16 protein-coding genes are annotated in these 18,772 nt (G+C 64.7%); 15 read left to right on the forward strand and 1 reads right to left on the reverse strand.

Going from position 1 to position 18,772, the window contains the following annotated elements; translation table 11 throughout:
• The first annotated feature begins 28 nt into the window (after positions 1 to 28).
• Together rpoB and rpoC are read left to right on the forward strand one after the other, a co-directional pair.
• The gene (rpoB, locus tag ACJ4V0_RS09945; protein WP_448299419.1) at positions 29 to 4,159 is read left to right on the forward strand and encodes a DNA-directed RNA polymerase subunit beta; all 4,131 of its coding nucleotides are present in this window, start codon (positions 29 to 31) and stop codon (positions 4,157 to 4,159) included.
• 131 nt (positions 4,160 to 4,290) lie between these two features.
• Positions 4,291 to 8,493, forward strand: coding sequence for a DNA-directed RNA polymerase subunit beta' (rpoC, locus tag ACJ4V0_RS09950; protein WP_448299420.1), 4,203 nt, complete (start codon positions 4,291 to 4,293; stop codon positions 8,491 to 8,493).
• 114 nt (positions 8,494 to 8,607) lie between these two features.
• Here rpoC and ACJ4V0_RS09955 read toward each other — a convergent pair whose 3' ends face one another.
• Positions 8,608 to 8,994, reverse strand: a complete 387-nt coding sequence (locus ACJ4V0_RS09955; RefSeq protein ID WP_448299421.1) for a hypothetical protein — start codon at positions 8,992 to 8,994, stop codon at positions 8,608 to 8,610.
• Positions 8,995 to 9,644: 650 nt separating this feature from the next.
• Between ACJ4V0_RS09955 and rpsL the strand changes: the two genes are divergently transcribed.
• The 13 genes from rpsL to rplP all read left to right on the forward strand — a co-directional run bounded on the left by rpsL (position 9,645) and on the right by rplP (position 18,769).
• The gene (rpsL, locus tag ACJ4V0_RS09960) at positions 9,645 to 10,016 is read left to right on the forward strand and encodes a 30S ribosomal protein S12 (protein WP_305578066.1); all 372 of its coding nucleotides are present in this window, start codon (positions 9,645 to 9,647) and stop codon (positions 10,014 to 10,016) included.
• An 87-nt stretch (positions 10,017 to 10,103) separates the two neighbouring features.
• Positions 10,104 to 10,574, forward strand: a complete 471-nt coding sequence (gene rpsG, locus ACJ4V0_RS09965; protein WP_448299422.1) for a 30S ribosomal protein S7 — start codon at positions 10,104 to 10,106, stop codon at positions 10,572 to 10,574.
• A gap of 39 nt (positions 10,575 to 10,613) precedes the next feature.
• Positions 10,614 to 12,689 carry an elongation factor G gene (gene fusA / locus ACJ4V0_RS09970; protein ID WP_448299423.1) on the forward strand — a complete coding sequence of 692 codons (2,076 nt, stop codon included), beginning with the start codon at positions 10,614 to 10,616 and terminating at the stop codon, positions 12,687 to 12,689.
• A gap of 66 nt (positions 12,690 to 12,755) precedes the next feature.
• Positions 12,756 to 13,946 carry an elongation factor Tu gene (gene tuf / locus ACJ4V0_RS09975; RefSeq protein WP_448299414.1) on the forward strand — a complete coding sequence of 397 codons (1,191 nt, stop codon included), beginning with the start codon at positions 12,756 to 12,758 and terminating at the stop codon, positions 13,944 to 13,946.
• Between the two features lie 65 nt (positions 13,947 to 14,011).
• The gene (gene rpsJ / locus ACJ4V0_RS09980; protein ID WP_106748008.1) at positions 14,012 to 14,317 is read left to right on the forward strand and encodes a 30S ribosomal protein S10; all 306 of its coding nucleotides are present in this window, start codon (positions 14,012 to 14,014) and stop codon (positions 14,315 to 14,317) included.
• A 132-nt stretch (positions 14,318 to 14,449) separates the two neighbouring features.
• Positions 14,450 to 15,169, forward strand: coding sequence for a 50S ribosomal protein L3 (gene rplC, locus ACJ4V0_RS09985; protein WP_448299424.1), 720 nt, complete (start codon positions 14,450 to 14,452; stop codon positions 15,167 to 15,169).
• A gap of 1 nt (position 15,170) precedes the next feature.
• Positions 15,171 to 15,791 carry a 50S ribosomal protein L4 gene (rplD, locus tag ACJ4V0_RS09990; RefSeq protein WP_448299425.1) on the forward strand — a complete coding sequence of 207 codons (621 nt, stop codon included), beginning with the start codon at positions 15,171 to 15,173 and terminating at the stop codon, positions 15,789 to 15,791.
• On the forward strand, positions 15,788 to 16,087 hold the full coding sequence (locus ACJ4V0_RS09995; protein WP_448299426.1) for a 50S ribosomal protein L23: 300 nt from the start codon (positions 15,788 to 15,790) through the stop codon (positions 16,085 to 16,087). The genes rplD and ACJ4V0_RS09995 overlap by 4 nt, the downstream gene beginning before the upstream one ends.
• Before the next feature lie 15 nt (positions 16,088 to 16,102).
• The gene (gene rplB, locus ACJ4V0_RS10000) at positions 16,103 to 16,936 is read left to right on the forward strand and encodes a 50S ribosomal protein L2 (RefSeq protein ID WP_448299427.1); all 834 of its coding nucleotides are present in this window, start codon (positions 16,103 to 16,105) and stop codon (positions 16,934 to 16,936) included.
• 12 nt (positions 16,937 to 16,948) lie between these two features.
• A complete protein-coding gene (gene rpsS, locus ACJ4V0_RS10005) occupies positions 16,949 to 17,227 on the forward strand; it encodes a 30S ribosomal protein S19 (RefSeq protein WP_448299428.1) in 279 nt (92 codons plus the stop codon).
• A gap of 3 nt (positions 17,228 to 17,230) precedes the next feature.
• Entirely contained in the window at positions 17,231 to 17,614 is a 384-nt protein-coding gene (rplV, locus tag ACJ4V0_RS10010; protein ID WP_448299429.1) for a 50S ribosomal protein L22, read from the forward strand.
• Between the two features lie 10 nt (positions 17,615 to 17,624).
• Positions 17,625 to 18,338, forward strand: coding sequence for a 30S ribosomal protein S3 (rpsC, locus tag ACJ4V0_RS10015; protein WP_448299430.1), 714 nt, complete (start codon positions 17,625 to 17,627; stop codon positions 18,336 to 18,338).
• A gap of 17 nt (positions 18,339 to 18,355) precedes the next feature.
• Positions 18,356 to 18,769 (forward strand): 50S ribosomal protein L16, encoded by a 414-nt coding sequence (rplP, locus tag ACJ4V0_RS10020; RefSeq protein ID WP_448299431.1) that lies wholly within the window; start codon positions 18,356 to 18,358, stop codon positions 18,767 to 18,769.
• The last annotated feature ends 3 nt before the right edge of the window (positions 18,770 to 18,772 follow it).

The raw sequence follows: 18,772 nt of genomic DNA on the forward strand, positions 1-18,772 counted from the left end.
ACGCCTGGCGGCCCAAGCGAGAGGCGACATGGCTCAGACTTTCACCGGCCGCAAAAGGTTCCGCAAGTTCTTCGGCAAAATCAGGGAAGTAGCGACGATGCCGAACCTCATCGAGGTTCAGAAGTCGTCCTATGACCAGTTCCTGATGGTCGACGAGCCGAAGGGCGGACGCTCCGACGAGGGGCTGCAGGCCGTCTTCAAGTCGGTATTCCCGATCACCGACTTCTCCGGCAGCGCCATGCTGGAGTTCGTGAAGTACGAGTTCGAGCCGCCGAAGTACGACGTCGACGAGTGCCGCCAGCGCGGCATGACCTTCGCCGCCCCGCTCAAGGTGACGCTGCGCCTCATCGTGTTCGATGTGGACGCCGACACCGGCGCCAAGTCCGTCAAGGACATCAAGGAGCAGGACGTCTACATGGGCGACATCCCGCTCATGACGTCGAACGGCACCTTCATCGTCAACGGCACCGAGCGCGTCATCGTCTCGCAGATGCACCGTTCGCCGGGCGTGTTCTTCGACCACGACAAGGGCAAGACCCATTCGTCGGGCAAGCTGCTCTTCGCCGCCCGCATCATCCCCTATCGCGGGTCCTGGCTCGACATCGAGTTCGACGCCAAGGACATCGTCTATGCGCGCATCGATCGCCGCCGCAAGATTCCGGTGACGAGCCTGCTCTACGCGCTGGGCATGAATTCCGAGGACATCCTCTCGACCTTCTACGACCGCATCGTCGTCACGAAGGACAAGAAGGATGGCTGGCGCGTTCCCTATGACGCCGCCCGCATGCGCGGCTTCAAGGCCGCCAACGACATGATCGACGCCGATTCCGGCGAGGTCGTGCTCGACGCCGGCAAGAAGCTCTCCGTCCGCGAGGCGAAGAAGCTGGCCGAGAAGGGCCTGAAGGCGTTGCGTCTGTCGACCGAGGAACTGGCGGGTCGCTACCTCGCCGAGGACATGGTCAACATGAAGACCGGCGAGATCTACGCCGAGGCCGGCGAGGAGATCTCCGAGAAGATGTTGAAGATGCTCGTGGCCGAGGGCTACGAGGAGCTTCCGACCCTCGACATCGACCATGTCACCATCGGCGCCTATATCCGCAACACCCTGGCCGCCGACAAGAACATGACGCGCGAGGACGCGCTGTTCGACATCTACCGCGTCATGCGTCCGGGCGAGCCGCCGACGGTCGAGACCGCCGAGGCGATGTTCCACTCGCTGTTCTTCGATTCCGAGCGCTACGACCTCTCCGCGGTCGGCCGCGTGAAGATGAACATGCGCCTCGACCTCACCGCCGAGGACACCGTGCGCATCCTGCGCAAGGACGACATCCTCGCCGTGGTCAAGACGCTGGTCGAATTGCGCGACGGCAAGGGCGAGATCGACGACATCGACCATCTCGGCAACCGCCGCGTGCGCTCGGTCGGCGAGCTCATGGAGAACCAGTACCGCGTCGGCCTGCTCCGCATGGAGCGCGCCATCAAGGAGCGCATGTCCTCGGTCGAGATCGACACGGTCATGCCGCAGGACCTGATCAACGCCAAGCCGGCGGCTGCCGCCGTGCGCGAGTTCTTCGGCTCCTCGCAGCTCTCGCAGTTCATGGACCAGACCAACCCGCTGTCCGAGATCACCCACAAGCGCCGCCTCTCGGCGCTTGGACCCGGTGGTCTGTCGCGCGAGCGCGCCGGCTTCGAGGTGCGCGACGTGCACCCGACCCATTACGGCCGCATCTGCCCGATCGAGACGCCGGAGGGCCCGAATATCGGCCTCATCAACTCGCTGGCGACCTTCGCCCGCGTCAACAAGTACGGCTTCATCGAGACGCCCTACCGCAAGGTGCGCGACGGCCGGGTCACCGACGAGGTGATCTACCTGTCCGCCATGGAGGAGGGGAAGTACTCGGTCGCCCAGGCGAACGCGCCGATCGACAAGAACGGCAAGTTCATGGAGGACCTCGTCATCTGCCGTCAGGCAGGCGAGACCCTGCTGCTGCCGGTCGATCGCGTCGACTTCATGGACGTGTCGCCGAAGCAGCTCGTGTCGGTCGCGGCCGCCCTCATCCCGTTCCTCGAGAACGACGACGCCAACCGCGCCCTCATGGGCTCGAACATGCAGCGTCAGGCCGTGCCGCTGGTGAAGGCCGATGCGCCCTTCGTCGGCACCGGCATGGAGTCGGTCGTGGCCCGTGACTCGGGCGCCGCCATCGCCGCCCGCCGCACCGGCGTCGTCGACCAGGTGGACGCCACCCGTATCGTCATCCGCGCCACGGAAGATCTCGACCCGACCAAGTCGGGCGTCGACATCTACCGCCTGATGAAGTTCCAGCGCTCGAACCAGTCGACCTGCATCAACCAGCGTCCGCTGGTGCGCGTCGGCGACATCGTCAAGAAGGGCGAGATCCTGGCCGACGGCCCCTCGACCGACCTCGGCGATCTGGCGCTCGGCCGCAACGTGCTCGTCGCGTTCATGCCGTGGAACGGCTACAACTTCGAGGACTCCATCCTGCTCTCCGAGCGGATCGTGAAGGAGGACGTGTTCACCTCCATCCACATCGAGGAGTTCGAGGTCTCGGCCCGCGACACCAAGCTCGGTCCGGAGGAGATCACGCGCGATATTCCGAACGTCTCGGAAGAGGCGCTGAAAAACCTCGACGAGGCCGGCATCGTCTATATCGGCGCGGAAGTGCAGGCGGGTGACATCCTCGTCGGCAAGATCACGCCGAAGGGCGAGAGCCCGATGACGCCGGAGGAAAAGCTCCTGCGCGCCATCTTCGGCGAGAAGGCCTCGGACGTGCGCGACACCTCGCTGCGCGTGCCCCCGGGCGTTACCGGCACCATCGTCGAAGTGCGCGTGTTCAACCGCCACGGCGTCGACAAGGACGAGCGTGCCATGGCGATCGAGCGCGAGGAGATCGAGCGTCTCGCCAAGGACCGCGACGACGAGCAGGCGATCCTCGACCGCAACGTCTATGGCCGTCTCGCCGAGGTGCTGGATGGCAAGACCGGCATCTCCGGCCCCAAGGGCTTCAAGAAGGACACGGCGCTGAGCCGCGACCTTCTGGCGGAATATCCGCGCGGTCAGTGGTGGGCCTTCGGCGTTGCCGACGACGCCCTGATGGCCGAGATCGAGGCCATGCGGAAGCAGTATGACGAGTCCAAGCGCCGCCTCGAGCAGCGCTTCCTGGACAAGGTCGAAAAGCTGCAGCGCGGCGACGAACTGCCTCCGGGCGTGATGAAGATGGTCAAGGTCTTCATCGCCGTGAAGCGCAAGATCCAGCCGGGCGACAAGATGGCCGGCCGTCACGGCAACAAGGGCGTCGTGTCGCGCATCGTGCCGATCGAGGACATGCCGTTCCTCGAGGACGGCACTCATGCCGATATCGTGCTGAACCCGCTGGGCGTGCCGAGCCGCATGAACGTCGGCCAGATCCTGGAGACCCATCTCGGCTGGGCCGCCGCCGGCCTCGGCAAGATGGTCGGTGAGGCCTACGACGCCTACATGCGCTCGAAGAACGTGAAGCCGCTGAAGGAGGCCTTCACGAAGATCTACGGTGACGACGCGCAGATTGGCGCGCTGGACGAGGCCAACCTCGTCGAGCTCGCCCGCAACACGCGGCGCGGCGTCCACTTCGCAACCCCCGTCTTCGACGGCGCGAAGGAGGCCGACATCGAGACCATGCTCGACCTGGCGGGTCTGAACCACTCCGGTCAGGTGACGCTGTTCGACGGCAAGACGGGCGAGGTGTTCGATCGCCAGGTCACCGTCGGCTACATCTACATGCTGAAGCTGCACCACCTCGTGGACGACAAGATCCACGCCCGGTCGATCGGCCCCTACTCGCTCGTGACCCAGCAGCCGCTGGGCGGCAAGGCGCAGTTCGGTGGCCAGCGCTTCGGCGAGATGGAGGTCTGGGCGCTCGAAGCCTATGGCGCCGCCTACACGCTGCAGGAAATGCTCACGGTGAAGTCGGACGACGTGGCCGGCCGTACCAAGGTCTATGAGGCGATCGTCCGCGGCGACGATACCTTCGAGGCCGGCATTCCGGAGAGCTTCAACGTGCTGGTCAAGGAAATGCGCTCGCTCGGCCTCAACGTCGAGCTTGCTGTCTCCAAGCCGGTGCGCACCGACAACGACGACGTGGGACAGCAGGCCGCCGAGTAAGGCGTTCGAGCCTGCCCGGGGATCGGGCCCGCCCGGTCCCCCGAGACGTTCCACCTGACGACGCTTTCATCGGCCGGGATTCATTTCCGGCCCCGAACTTCCCCCCGGGAGACCGGGCTTAGGAGACGGCGATGAACCAAGAGATCGCAAATCTCTTCAATCCGACCACGCAGCCGGCCACGTTCGATCAGATCAAGATCTCGATCGCGAGCCCGGAGAAGATCCTTTCCTGGTCGTTCGGCGAGATCAAGAAGCCGGAGACGATCAACTACCGCACGTTCAAGCCCGAGCGTGACGGTTTGTTCTGCGCCCGCATCTTCGGACCTATCAAGGACTACGAGTGCTTGTGCGGCAAGTACAAGCGCATGAAGTACAAGGGCATCATCTGCGAGAAGTGCGGCGTCGAGGTCACCCTCTCGCGCGTGCGTCGCGAGCGCATGGGCCACATCGAGCTCGCCGCTCCCGTTGCCCACATCTGGTTCCTGAAGTCGCTGCCGAGCCGCATCGGCCTCCTGCTCGACATGCCGCTGAAGGACCTCGAACGGATCCTCTATTTCGAATACTACTGCGTTATCGAGCCGGGCCTGACCTCGCTGAAGGAGCGTCAGCTTCTCTCCGAGGAGGAGTACATCAAGGCGCAGGACGAGTTCGGCGACGATAGCTTCACCGCCCTGATCGGCGCCGAGGCTATCCGCGAGCTGCTGCGCAGCCTCGACCTGGAGAAGCTGGCCGCCGATACCCGCAAGGAGATCTCCGAGGCCACCACCGAGCTGAAGCCGAAGAAGCTCGCCAAGCGCCTGAAGATCATCGAGGCCTTCATCCAGTCCGGCAACAAGCCGGAGTGGATGATCCTGACGGTCGTCCCGGTCATCCCGCCGGACCTGCGTCCGCTCGTGCCGCTGGACGGCGGCCGCTTCGCGACGTCCGACCTCAACGACCTCTATCGCCGCGTCATCAACCGCAACAACCGCCTGAAGCGGCTGATCGAGCTGCGCGCGCCGGACATCATCATCCGCAACGAGAAGCGCATGCTTCAGGAAGCGGTCGATGCGCTGTTCGACAACGGCCGGCGCGGCCGCGTCATCACGGGCGCCAACAAGCGCCCGCTGAAGTCGCTCGCCGACATGCTGAAGGGCAAGCAGGGCCGCTTCCGCCAGAACCTGCTCGGCAAGCGCGTCGACTATTCCGGCCGTTCGGTCATCGTCGTCGGCCCGGAAATGAAGCTGCACCAGTGCGGCCTGCCGAAGAAGATGGCGCTGGAGCTGTTCAAGCCCTTCATCTACGCCCGCCTCGACGCCAAAGGCCTGTCGGCCACCGTCAAGCAGGCCAAGAAGCTGGTCGAGAAGGAGCGTCCCGAGGTCTGGGACATCCTCGACGAGGTCATCCGCGAACATCCGGTCCTGCTCAACCGCGCCCCGACGCTTCACCGCCTCGGCATCCAGGCCTTCGAGCCGGTGCTGATCGAGGGCAAGGCGATCCAGCTGCACCCGCTCGTCTGCTCGGCCTTCAACGCCGACTTCGACGGTGACCAGATGGCCGTGCACGTCCCGCTGTCGCTCGAGGCGCAGCTGGAAGCGCGCGTCCTCATGATGTCGACCAACAACATCCTGCATCCGGCGAACGGCGCGCCGATCATCGTGCCCTCGCAGGACATCGTGCTCGGCCTTTACTACGTCTCGCTGATGTCGGACGGCATGCCCGGCCAGGGCAAGGCCTTCGCCAATGTCGGCGAGCTCGAGCATGCGCTGGCCAACAAGGTCGTCACCCTGCACACCAAGATCAAGTATCGCTGGGAAGGCCTCGATCCTGACGGCAACCACGTCCGCCGCATCTACGAAACCACGCCCGGCCGCGTGCTCCTCGGCCAGCTCCTGCCGAAGTCGCCCAAGGTTCCCTTCGACGCAGCCAACAAGCTGATGACGAAGAAGGAGATCTCGGCGATGATCGACACCGTCTACCGCTTCTGCGGCCAGAAGGAGTCGGTGATCTTCTGCGACCGCATCATGGCGCTCGGCTTCTACCACGCCTACAAGGCGGGCATCTCCTTCGGCAAGGACGACATGGTCGTCCCGGACAACAAGTGGCCGATCGTCGAGGAGACGCGGACGCTGACCAAGGACTACGAGCAGCAGTACCTGGACGGTCTCATCACCTACGGCGAGAAGTACAACAAGGTCGTCGACGCCTGGGCCAAGTGCTCGGACCGTCTCGCCCAGGAGATGATGCTGCGCATCTCTTCGGTGAAGAAGGACGAGAACGGTCGCGACAAGCCGATCAACTCGATCTACATGATGTCGCATTCGGGCGCGCGTGGTTCGCCCACCCAGATGCGCCAGCTCGCCGCCATGCGCGGCCTCATGGCCAAGCCCTCGGGCGAGATCATCGAGACGCCGATCATCTCGAACTTCAAGGAAGGCCTGTCCGTGATGGAGTACTTCAACTCCACCCACGGCGCCCGCAAGGGTCTGGCCGACACCGCGCTGAAGACCGCCAACTCCGGCTACCTGACCCGCCGTCTCGTCGACGTGGCCCAGGACTGCATCATCACGGAGCGTGACTGCCATACCGAAAAGGGTATCGGCATGCGCGCCATCGTCGATGCGGGCCAGGTCGTGGCGACGCTGGGCCAGCGCATCCTCGGCCGTTCGTCTGCCGTCACCGTCACCGACCCGTCGTCGGGCAAGGTGCTTGTCGAGGCCGGCGCCATGATCCTGGAGAAGGACGTCGATGCGATCACCGCTGCCGGCATCCAGGAGGTGAAGATCCGCTCGGTGCTCACCTGCGAGACCAAGGTCGGCGTCTGCGGCCAGTGCTATGGCCGCGATCTCGCCCGTGGCACGCAGGTCAATATCGGTGAAGCCGTCGGCGTCATCGCGGCGCAGTCCATCGGCGAGCCGGGCACCCAGCTCACCATGCGTACCTTCCATATCGGCGGCGCCGCCCAGGTGGTCGATACCTCGTTCATCGAGGCGACCTTCGAGGGCACGATCAAGATCCGCAACCGCTCGATCGTGAAGAACTCGGAAGGCGAACTCATCGCGATGGGCCGCAACATGGCGGTCGTCATCGTCGATGCGGACGGCACCGAGCGCGCCACGCACCGTATCCAGTACGGCGCGAAGCTCCGTGTCGACGAAGGCACCAAGGTGAAGCGCGGCCAGCGCATCGCCGAGTGGGATCCCTACACCCGCCCGATCATCTCCGAGATTGACGGTGTGCTGGGCTTCGAGGATCTGGTCGACGGCCAGTCCCTCGCGGAAACCACCGACGAGGCGACCGGCTTCACCAAGCGCGTCGTCATCGACTGGCGGACCTCGACCCGCTCGGCCGATCTCAAGCCGTCGCTGGTCATCCGCGACTCCAACGGCAAGCTGCAGAAGCTGCCGCGCGGCACGGATGCCCGCTACGCGCTCGCCGTCGACGCGGTCATCAGCTTCGAGCCTGCCGCACAGATCCATGCGGGCGATGTCATCGCCCGTATCCCGCTGGAAAGCGCCAAGACCCGCGACATCACCGGCGGTCTGCCGCGCGTCGCCGAGCTCTTCGAGGCGCGCCGTCCGAAGGATGCCGCGATCATCGCGGAAATCTCCGGCGTGGTGCGCTTCGGCAAGGACTACAAGCAGAAGCGCCGACTGACGATCGAGCCTTTCGAGGCCGACGCCGAGACGGCGGAGTACCTCATCCCGAAGGGCAAGCACATCCACCTGCAGGATGGCGACGAGGTGCAGAAGGGCGACTTCATCGTCGACGGCAATCCGGCGCCGCACGACATCCTGGCGATCAAGGGCGTGGAGGAGCTTGCTGCCTACCTCGTCAACGAGATCCAGGAGGTCTACCGGCTCCAGGGCGTCGTCATCAACGACAAGCACATTGAGGTCATCGTCCGCCAGATGCTCCAGAAGGTCGAGATCACCGATCCCGGTGACACCGACCTCATCCAGGGCGATCAGGTTGACGCCTCCGAGATGGAAGAGGCCAACCTCGCGATGATCGACGACAAGAACAAGCGTCCGGCTACCGGCACGCCCGTTCTGCTCGGCATCACCAAGGCCTCGCTGCAGACGCGGTCCTTCATCTCGGCGGCCTCCTTCCAGGAGACCACGCGCGTGCTCACCGAGGCGGCCGTCAACGGCAAGTCGGACACGCTCGAGGGCCTGAAGGAGAACGTCATCGTCGGCCGCCTCATCCCGGCGGGTACCGGCGCCATGATGAACCGCATCCGCGAGATCGCGCTGAAGCGCGACGATCTCATCCTGGACGAGAAGCAGAAGACCGCTGGCACCCCTGCCGGCGCTCCGGCGGAGATGGCTGTCATCGAGGCCCCGCAGCCCTGACGGGGCTTGTGAGGGCAGGGGGCGTGCCCCCTGTCCAGGCTCCGTGGTCTCAGGACAAACAAAAAGGGCCGCCCGGAAAGGCGGCCCTTCTGTTTGAACGCGGGTGTGGCTGGATCAGTTGACCCGGCAGGAGCCCGTCGAGGTGCAGACGAGGTTGGTCGTCTGGCACAGATTGACGCCACGGCGCTCCACCGAGCGGTCGTTGGCGAAGACGACCTTCATGTCGTACTGGCAATAGCCGCGAGAGCGCTGGCGCGGGGTCGGCACCACACGCAGCGAGTCGCCAGGCTCAACCACGTCCTGCCCGAGGCGATCGTCGCCCCAGCCGCGGGTGTCGACGTCGGTCATGTAGAACTCGCGGATCGTCACGCCGGAACGGTTGACGATATTGATCCAGCGCTGCTGGCCGTCCCGGTCGGTCTGGGCCTGGGCCGTCATGCCGTACGATCCGGCCAGCGCAACAGCGGCAACCGCCGCGAAAACGACGTTCCTGAACGCCATGTTCCTCATCCTTTTCATGATGGGCCGCGTTCTTCGAGAACAGCGGTCCCGTTGGCAACTCGGTCGCGACGGACCCTCAGCATTGGCACGATCGCCGCAAAGCCGGACCGGCAGGGGTCGAGCCTGACGTTGCGAAACCACACTATGCGGGATAAGCCGATTCCCCACCTCTCGGGCAATGTACTTATTTTCATGCCGGTCGAAACCGGCGAGCCCGGTGAGATGGATAGGGCGCGCAGACTGATGGATTATGACGGGGCAGGCCCGGAATGTTTCTGTCGCGTTGCGCCGGGTCCGCGAAAGAAACGGTCTTTGGACCCGGTTCCGGGGAGCAACGCTTGACGGGCGACGACTCACGGTGTATTGCCGCCCAACTTTCCGATGCACGTCGGTTGCACACACGGTCCTGGGAACGGTTCTGAGCCGGTTCCGATCGAAGCAAACCGAAACCGCATCGCCTGACGTCAGTCAGATCGAAACGCATGATCGCCCGCCCGCAAGGAACGGTGATCCTCTGTTTTCGCCGGGCGCGGTTTGCCTTCCGGGCAAACGAAGCGCCCGGTTGCCTGTTCCGGAAACGGATCGGGCTGAGCGAAGCTTTACCGAGGACCGGGTGACCGGGTCTCATGGGTTCAAGGACAAGGCCGCCGATGCCGACAGTCAACCAGCTGATCCGCAACCCGCGTCAGCCGCGCACCTACCGCGAGAAGTCCCGCCATATGGAGGGCTGCCCGCAGAAGCGTGGTGTCTGCACGCGCGTCTACACGACGACCCCGAAGAAGCCGAACTCGGCGCTCCGCAAGGTCGCCAAGGTGCGTCTGACCAACGGTTTCGAGGTCATCGGTTACATTCCTGGCGAGGGTCATAACCTCCAGGAGCACTCCGTGGTCATGATCCGCGGCGGCCGCGTCAAGGATCTTCCCGGCGTGCGCTACCACATCCTGCGCGGTGTTCTCGACACGCAGGGCGTCAAGAACCGCAAGCAGCGCCGTTCGAAGTACGGCGCCAAGCGGCCGAAGTAAGAGTTGTTTCCACCGGCCGCTCCTGGCCGAGGCGCGTAGGCGCCGGGCTGGAGCGGCCGGTGGCTTTCAGGATTAACGGAGAGAGCGATGTCTCGTCGTCACCGGGCCGAAAAGCGCGAAGTCATTCCGGACGCGAAGTACGGCAACGTCGTGCTGGCCAAGTTCATGAACTCGGTCATGTACGAAGGAAAGAAGTCGGTAGCCGAGCAGATCGTCTACGGCGCCTTCGACCAGATCGAATCCAAGGCGAAGCAGGAGCCCCTGACGGTGTTCCAGTCGGCCCTTGAGAACGTCATGCCGGCCATCGAGGTCAGGTCCCGCCGCGTCGGCGGCGCCACCTACCAGGTGCCGGTCGAGGTTCGCCCCGAGCGCCGCCAGGCCCTGGCGATCCGCTGGCTCATCCAGGCGGCCCGCTCGCGCAACGACAAGACCATGGTGGACAAGCTCTCCTCCGAGCTGCTGGACGCCGCCAATAACCGCGGCAACGCGGTCAAGAAGCGCGAAGACACCCACAAGATGGCGGAAGCCAACCGCGCCTTCTCGCATTACCGCTGGTAACGACTTTCACGGTTCACCGGAACCGAAGGAACTGAGATCATGCCGCGCACGCACGCGATCGAGGACTACCGCAACTTCGGAATCATGGCCCACATCGATGCGGGCAAGACGACGACGACCGAGCGGATCCTCTACTACACCGGCAAGTCCCATAAGATCGGCGAAGTCCATGACGGCGCCGCGACCATGGACTTCATGGAGCAGGAGCAGGAGCGCGGCATCACCATCACGTCGGCCGCGACGACCGCCCAGTGGGCCGGCAAGCGCCTGAACATTATCGACACTCCCGGCCACGTCGACTTCACCATCGAGGTCGAGCGTTCGCTGCGCGTGCTCGACGGCGCCGTTTGCGTCCTCGACTCCAACCAGGGCGTCGAGCCGCAGACCGAGACCGTCTGGCGCCAGGGCGACAAGTACAAGGTTCCGCGCATCGTCTTCGCCAACAAGATGGATAAGACCGGCGCCGACTTCTACATGTGCCTCGAGGACATCAAGAAGCGCCTCGGTGCGAAGCCCATCGCCATCCAGCTTCCGATCGGTTCGGAGTCCAACTTCAAGGGCCTCGTCGACCTCGTCCGCATGAAGGCGGTCGTCTGGTCGGGCGAGTCGCTTGGCGCCGACTTCGACGCCAATCTCGAGATCCCGGACGATCTCAAGGAGAAGGCTGCCGAGTATCGCAACGAGTTGGTCGAGGCTGCTGTCGAACTCGACGACACCGCCATGGAAGCCTATCTGGAGGGCAACGAGCCCGACGAGGTGACCCTGAAGCGCCTCATCCGCAAGGCCGTCCTCACCTCCGCCTTCTTCCCGGTCCTGTGCGGCTCGGCGTTTAAGAACAAGGGCGTGCAGACCCTTCTCGACGCCGTCGTCGATTATCTGCCCTCGCCCGTCGACGTTCCGGCCATCAAGGGCATCGACCCGAAGACCGACGCCGAGATCGAGCGCAAGTCGTCGGATTCGGAGCCGCTGTCGCTGCTCGGCTTCAAGATCATGGACGACCAGTACGGCGTCCTGACCTTCTGCCGCATCTACTCGGGCAAGCTCGAGAAGGGCATGGCCCTGCTCAACTCGTCCCGCGAGAAGAACGAGCGCGTCGGCCGCATGGTCCTCATGCACGCCAACAACCGCGAGGAAATTGCCGAGGCCTATGCCGGCGACATCGTCGCCCTGGTCGGCCTCAAGGACACCCGCACCGGTGACACGCTCTGCGATCCGCAGAAGCCGGTCATCCTGGAGCGCATGGAATTCCCCGAGCCGGTCATCGAGATGGCCGTCGAGCCGAAGACCAAGGCGGACCAGGAGAAGATGGCGCTGGCGCTGATGAAGCTGGCGTCCGAGGATCCGTCCTTCCGCGTCTCCACCGACGCCGAGTCCGGCCAGACCCGCATCAAGGGCATGGGCGAGCTCCATCTCGACATCAAGGTCGACATCCTGCGCCGCACCCACAAGGTCGACGTCACCGTCGGCGCTCCGGAAGTCGCCTTCCGCGAGAAGATCACCAAGCGCGCCGAGATCGACTACACCCACAAGAAGCAGACGGGTGGCACCGGCCAGTTCGCGAAGATCAAGATCATCGTCGAGCCGAACGAGGCCGGCGCCGGCAACGCCTTCGAGTCCAAGATCGTCGGCGGTGCGGTTCCGAAGGAATACATCCCGGGTGTCGAGAAGGGCATCGACTCGGTCATGGGCGCGGGCATCATCGCCGGCTTCCCCGTCGTCGACGTCAAGACGACGCTGATCGACGGCGCCTACCACGACGTCGACTCCTCGGTCCTCGCCTTCGAGATCGCTTCCCGCGCCGCCATGCGCGAGGCGCTGCAGAAGTGCGGTTCGGTGCTGCTCGAGCCCATCATGGCGGTCGAGGTGGTCACCCCCGAGGAGTACACCGGTTCGGTCATCGGCGACCTCAACTCCCGCCGTGGCCAGATCCAGGGCCAGGACATGCGCGGCAACGCCAACGTGATCCAGGCGAAGGTGCCGCTCATGAACATGTTCGGCTACGTCAACCAGCTGCGGTCCTTCAGCCAGGGCCGCGCCAGCTACACCATGCAGTTCAGCCACTACGAGCAGGCGCCGTCCAACGTCGCCGCCGAAGTCCAGGCCAAATACGCCTAAACCCGGTCACCTCGCCGGACCGGGTCCATCAGGATCCTCCGGCAGCGAACATTGAAGGAGGCCGTCATGGCCAAGGAAAAGTTCGAACGCAACAAGCCGCATTGCAACATCGGCACGATTGGTCACGTTGACCACGGCAAGACGTCGCTGACGGCTGCGATCACGAAGGTGCTGGCTGAGTCTGGCGGCGCGACGTTCACGGCCTATGACCAGATCGACAAGGCGCCGGAAGAGAAGGCGCGCGGCATCACGATCTCGACGGCTCACGTGGAGTACGAGACGAAGAACCGCCACTACGCCCACGTGGACTGCCCCGGCCACGCCGACTACGTGAAGAACATGATCACGGGCGCGGCGCAGATGGACGGCGCGATCCTGGTGGTGTCGGCGGCCGACGGCCCGATGCCGCAGACGCGCGAGCACATCCTTCTGGCCCGCCAGGTCGGCGTTCCGGCTCTGGTCGTGTTCATGAACAAGGTGGACATGGTCGACGACGCCGAGCTTCTGGAGCTGGTCGAGCTTGAGGTTCGCGAGCTTCTGTCGAAGTACGAGTTCCCGGGCGACGACATCCCGATCACCAAGGGTTCGGCGCTGTGCGCTCTCGAGGACCGTTCGCCGGAGATCGGCCGCGAGGCGATCATTGCGCTGATGGAGACGGTTGACGCCTACATCCCGCAGCCTGAGCGTCCGATCGACCAGCCCTTCCTGATGCCGGTCGAGGACGTGTTCTCGATCTCGGGCCGCGGCACGGTGGTGACCGGACGCGTCGAGCGCGGCATCGTGAAGGTTGGCGAGGAAATCGAGATCGTCGGCATCCGCGACACGCAGAAGACGGTGGTGACGGGCGTCGAGATGTTCCGCAAGCTGCTCGACCAGGGCCAGGCCGGCGACAACATCGGCGCGCTGCTGCGCGGCACGAAGCGCGAGGACGTGGAGCGCGGCCAGGTGCTGTGCAAGCCGGGTTCGGTGAAGCCGCACACGAAGTTCAAGGCCGAGGCCTACATCCTGACGAAGGAGGAGGGCGGCCGCCACACGCCGTTCTTCACCAACTACCGTCCGCAGTTCTACTTCCGCACCACCGACGTGACGGGCATCGTGACCCTTCCGGAGGGGACGGAGATGGTGATGCCGGGCGACAACATCGCCATGGAAGTGAGCCTGATCGTGCCGATCGCCATGGAGGAGAAGCTGCGCTTCGCCATCCGTGAGGGCGGCCGCACCGTCGGCGCCGGCGTCGTCGCCTCGATTATCGCCTAATCGTTTTCCCGAGGACGCGCGGGATTGCGTGCGTCCTCTTCGCTTTGCCTTAAAGGGGCGAACCCATGAACCAGAACATCCGGATCCGCCTCAAGGCGTTCGACCATCGGGTCCTGGACACCTCGACGCGCGAGATCGTCAACACGGCGAAGCGCACCGGGGCCCAGGTCCGCGGGCCGATCCCGCTGCCGACGCGGATCGAGAAGTTCACGGTGAACCGCTCGCCGCACATCGACAAGAAGTCGCGCGAGCAGTTCGAGATCCGCACCCACAAGCGGCTTCTCGACATCGTGGACCCGACCCCGCAGACGGTGGACGCGCTGATGAAGCTCGACCTCGCCGCCGGTGTCGACGTCGAGATCAAGCTCTGAGTCCTGCGACAGGCCAATGACGGCCTGACGTGACATCCAGATGCGCCGGTGAGCGACGCATCTTCAAGTAACCCGGGTCCTCTCCGGTCCGCCTCACGGGCACGGACGACCCCAAAACGAGGAATGCGCGCGATGCGTTCCGGTGTGATTGCCAAGAAGATGGGGATGACCCGCATCTTCACCGATGGCGGCGAGCACGTCCCTGTGACGGTGCTGGTGGTGGACGACTGTCAGGTCGTCGCCCACCGTACGGCGGAGAAGGACGGCTACACGGCCCTCCAGCTCGGCGCCGGCCTTGCCAAGGTGAAGAACACGTCGAAGGCCCAGCGTGGCCACTTCGCCGTCGCCAAGGTCGAGCCGAAGCACGAGATCGTCGAGTTCCGCGTGGGCGAGAAGGAAGTGGTGCCAGTGGGCGCGCGCTTTTCGGCCGACCACTTCATTGCCGGCCAGTTCGTCGACGTGACGGGCACCAGCCAGGGCAAGGGCTTCGCCGGCGCCATGAAGCGCCACAACTTCGGCGGTCTGCGCGCCACCCACGGCGTTTCCGTCTCGCACCGCTCGCACGGTTCGACCGGTAACCGCCAGGATCCCGGCAAGGTCTTCAAGAACAAGCGCATGGCCGGCCACATGGGCTCCGTGCGCGTTACCACGCAGAACCTCAAGGTCGTCCGTACTGACGTCGAGCGCGGCGTGATCATGGTCGAGGGCGCTGTCCCCGGCTCGAAGGGTGGCTGGATTCTCGTTCGCGACGCGGTGAAGAAGCCGCTGCCGAAGGACGCGCCGCTTCCGGGCAGCTTCAAGCTGCCGGGCGCCGACGCTGCTCCGGCTGCTGCCGAAACCACGGAGGGTTGAGATGAAACTGACAATCAAGACCCTTGAAGGCGCCGACGCCGGTTCCGTCGATCTCTCCGACGAGATCTTCGGCCTCGAGCCCCGCGCCGACATCCTGCACCGCGTCGTGCGCTGGCAGCTTGCCAAGCGCCGCGCCGGCACGCACGACGTCAAGAACCGCGCCGAGATCCATCGCACCGGTAAGAAGATGTACAAGCAGAAGGGAACGGGTTCCGCCCGTCACTCCTCCGCGCGTGCCAACCTCTTCCGCGGTGGTGGCCGCTCCTTCGGTCCGACGCCGCGCTCCCACGAGCACGACCTGCCGAAGAAGGTGCGCGCCCTCGGTCTGAAGCATGCCCTCTCCACCAAGGTGAAGGCCGGCTCGATCGTGGTGCTGGAGAAGGCCTCGACCGAGGCCGCCAAGACGAAGTCGCTGAAGGCGCAGTTCGAGAAGCTCGGCTTCAAGAGCGTGCTGATCATCGACGGCGCCGAGGTGGACAAGAACTTCGCGCTGGCCGCCCGCAACATTCCGCTCGTCGATGTCCTCCCCGTCCAGGGCATCAACGTTTACGACATCATGCGCCGGAACACCCTGGTCCTGACCAAGGCTGCCGTCGACGCACTGGAGGCGCGCTTCAAATGAGCACCGTCGATCCGCGTCACTACGACGTCATCAAGGCGCCGCTGATCACCGAGAAGGGCTCGCTGGTCGCGGAGCACAACCAGGTCGTCTTCAAGGTGGCCATCGATGCCACCAAGCCGCAGATCAAGGCGGCGGTGGAGAAGCTGTTCAACGTCAAGGTCAAGGGCGTCAACACGCTCGTCCAGAAGGGCAAGACCAAGCGTTTCAAGGGCATGCTCGGCCAGCGTTCGGACGTGAAGAAGGCGGTCGTGACCCTCGCCGAGGGGCACTCCATCGACATCACGACCGGTCTGTGAGGCGAGGGGTAAACCATGGCACTCAAGACCTTTAAACCGATCACGCCGGGCCTTCGCCAGCTCGTCCTGGTCGACCGCTCCGACCTCTACAAGGGCAAGCCCGTCAAGACTCTGACGGAAGGCAAGTCCTCGACCGGTGGTCGCAACAATCTCGGCCGCATCACCTCCCGCTTCCGCGGCGGTGGGCACAAGCGCTCGTATCGTCTGGTCGACTTCAAGCGTCGCAAGACGGACGTCGCCGCGACGGTGGAGCGGATCGAGTATGATCCGAACCGCTCGGCCTTTATCGCGCTGATCAAGTACGCCGACGGCGAGCTCTCCTACATCCTGGCGCCGCAGCGCCTGGCTGTCGGCGACAGCGTCATCTCGGCCGAAAGCGCCGACGTGAAGCCCGGCAACGCCATGCCGATCGCCAACATCCCGGTGGGCACCATCGTGCACAACGTGGAACTGAAGATCGGCAAGGGTGGCGCGGTGGCCCGGTCCGCCGGTACCTATGCCCAGATCGTCGGTCGCGACGAGGGCTATGTCATCCTTCGCCTGAACTCGGGCGAACAGCGCCTGGTCCATGGCCGCTGCCTCGCCTCGATCGGCGCGGTGTCGAACCCGGACCACATGAACGTCTCGATCGGCAAGGCCGGTCGTAACCGTTGGCTCGGATGGCGCTCGCACAATCGCGGCGTCGCAATGAACCCGATCGACCATCCGCACGGCGGCGGCGAAGGCCGCACCTCCGGCGGCCGTCACCCCGTCACGCCCTGGGGCTTCCCGACCAAGGGCAAGAAGACTCGTTCGAACAAGCGGACCGACAAGTTCATCTTGGCGAGCCGTCATTCGAAGAAGAAGTAACAGAGGCCCGTCATGGCACGTTCCGTCTGGAAAGGTCCGTTCGTCGACGGATACCTCCTGAAGAAGGCCGAGGCAGCCCGTTCGTCGGGCCGTCACGAGGTCGTAAAGATCTGGAGCCGTCGCTCCACGATCCTCCCGCATTTCGTCGGGCTGACCTTCGGTGTCTACAATGGTCAGAAGCATATCCCGGTGCAGGTCTCCGAGGAGATGGTTGGCCACAAGTTCGGCGAATTCTCGCCGACCCGCACCTTCTACGGCCATGCGGCCGACAAAAAAGCGAAGCGGAAGTGAGCCATGGGTAAGCCCGCAACACCCCGCGCCCTGAGCGACAACGAAGCCAAGGCGGTCGCCCGCATGCTTCGCGTCTCGCCGCGCAAGCTGAACCTGGTTGCCGCGCTCATCCGCGGCAAGCCGGTCGACACCGCGCTCGCCGACCTGGAGTTCTCGCGCAAGCGGATCGCCAACGACGTCAAGAAGTGCCTCGAGAGCGCCATCGCCAACGCCGAGAACAATCATGACCTCGACGTCGACGATCTGGTCGTCGCCGAGGCCCATGTCGGCAAGGCCTTCGTGCTCAAGCGCTTCCACGCCCGTGCCCGCGGTCGCGGCGCCCGGATCGAAAAGCCGTTCTCGCACCTGACGATCGTTGTTCGTCAGGTCGAGGAAGCCAAGGCCTGAGGAGAGAACGATGGGTCAGAAGATCAATCCGATCGGTTTTCGCCTCGGCATCAACCGCACCTGGGACTCGCGCTGGTTCGCCAACAAGGGCGAGTACGGCAAGCTTCTGCACGAGGATCTCAAGATCCGCCGTGAGTTGATGAAGCTGCTGAAGCAGGCGGCGGTGTCGAAGATCATCATCGAGCGTCCGCACCGCAAGTGCCGCGTCACGGTCCACTCGGCGCGTCCGGGCATCGTGATCGGCAAGAAGGGCGCCGACATCGACAAGCTGAAGAAGGCCGTCTCGAAGATGACTGACGCGGAAGTCGTCATCAACATCGTAGAGATCCGCAAGCCCGAGACCGACGCGACTCTGGTGGCCGAGTCGATCGCCCAGCAGCTCGAGCGTCGCGTCGCCTTCCGCCGCGCCATGAAGCGTGCCGTTCAGTCGGCCATGCGTCTGGGCGCCGAGGGCATCCGCATCAACTGCTCGGGCCGCCTCGGCGGCGCCGAGATCGCCCGCCTCGAGTGGTATCGCGAAGGTCGCGTGCCGCTGCACACCCTGCGTGCCGATGTCGACTACGGCACGGCCACGGCCTTCACGACCTACGGGACGTGCGGCGTGAAGGTGTGGATCTTCAAGGGCGAAATCATGGAGCACGATCCGATGGCCCAGGACAAGAAGTTGTCCGAGGGCGAGGGATCGACCCGCCGGTCGCGCGGTCAAGACCGCGACGCGGCGTGAGATGAAGGTCTAGAACCATGCTTCAGCCCAAGAAAACCAAGTTCCGTAAGCAGTTCAAGGGTCGCATCAGCGGCCCTGCGAAGGGCGGTACGGACCTGAACTTCGGCCAGTTCGGCCTCAAGGCCATGGAGCCGGAGCGCATCACCGCGCGCCAGATCGAGGCCGCCCGTCGCGCCATGACCCGCGAGATGAAGCGTGCTGGCCGCGTCTGGATCCGCATCTTCCCGGACGTTCCGGTTTCGAAGAAGCCCGCCGAGGTCCGCATGGGCTCCGGCAAGGGTGCCAACGAGTACTGGGCCGCCAAGGTCGCTCCTGGCCGCATCATGTTCGAACTCGACGGCGTGCCTGTCGAGGTCGCCAAGAAGGCGCTCGAACTGGCGGCTGCCAAGCTGCCGATCAAGACGCGCTTCGTCCAGCGCATCGCCGAGTGAGGA

The sequence above is a fragment of the Phreatobacter aquiterrae genome, assembly GCF_053471285.1.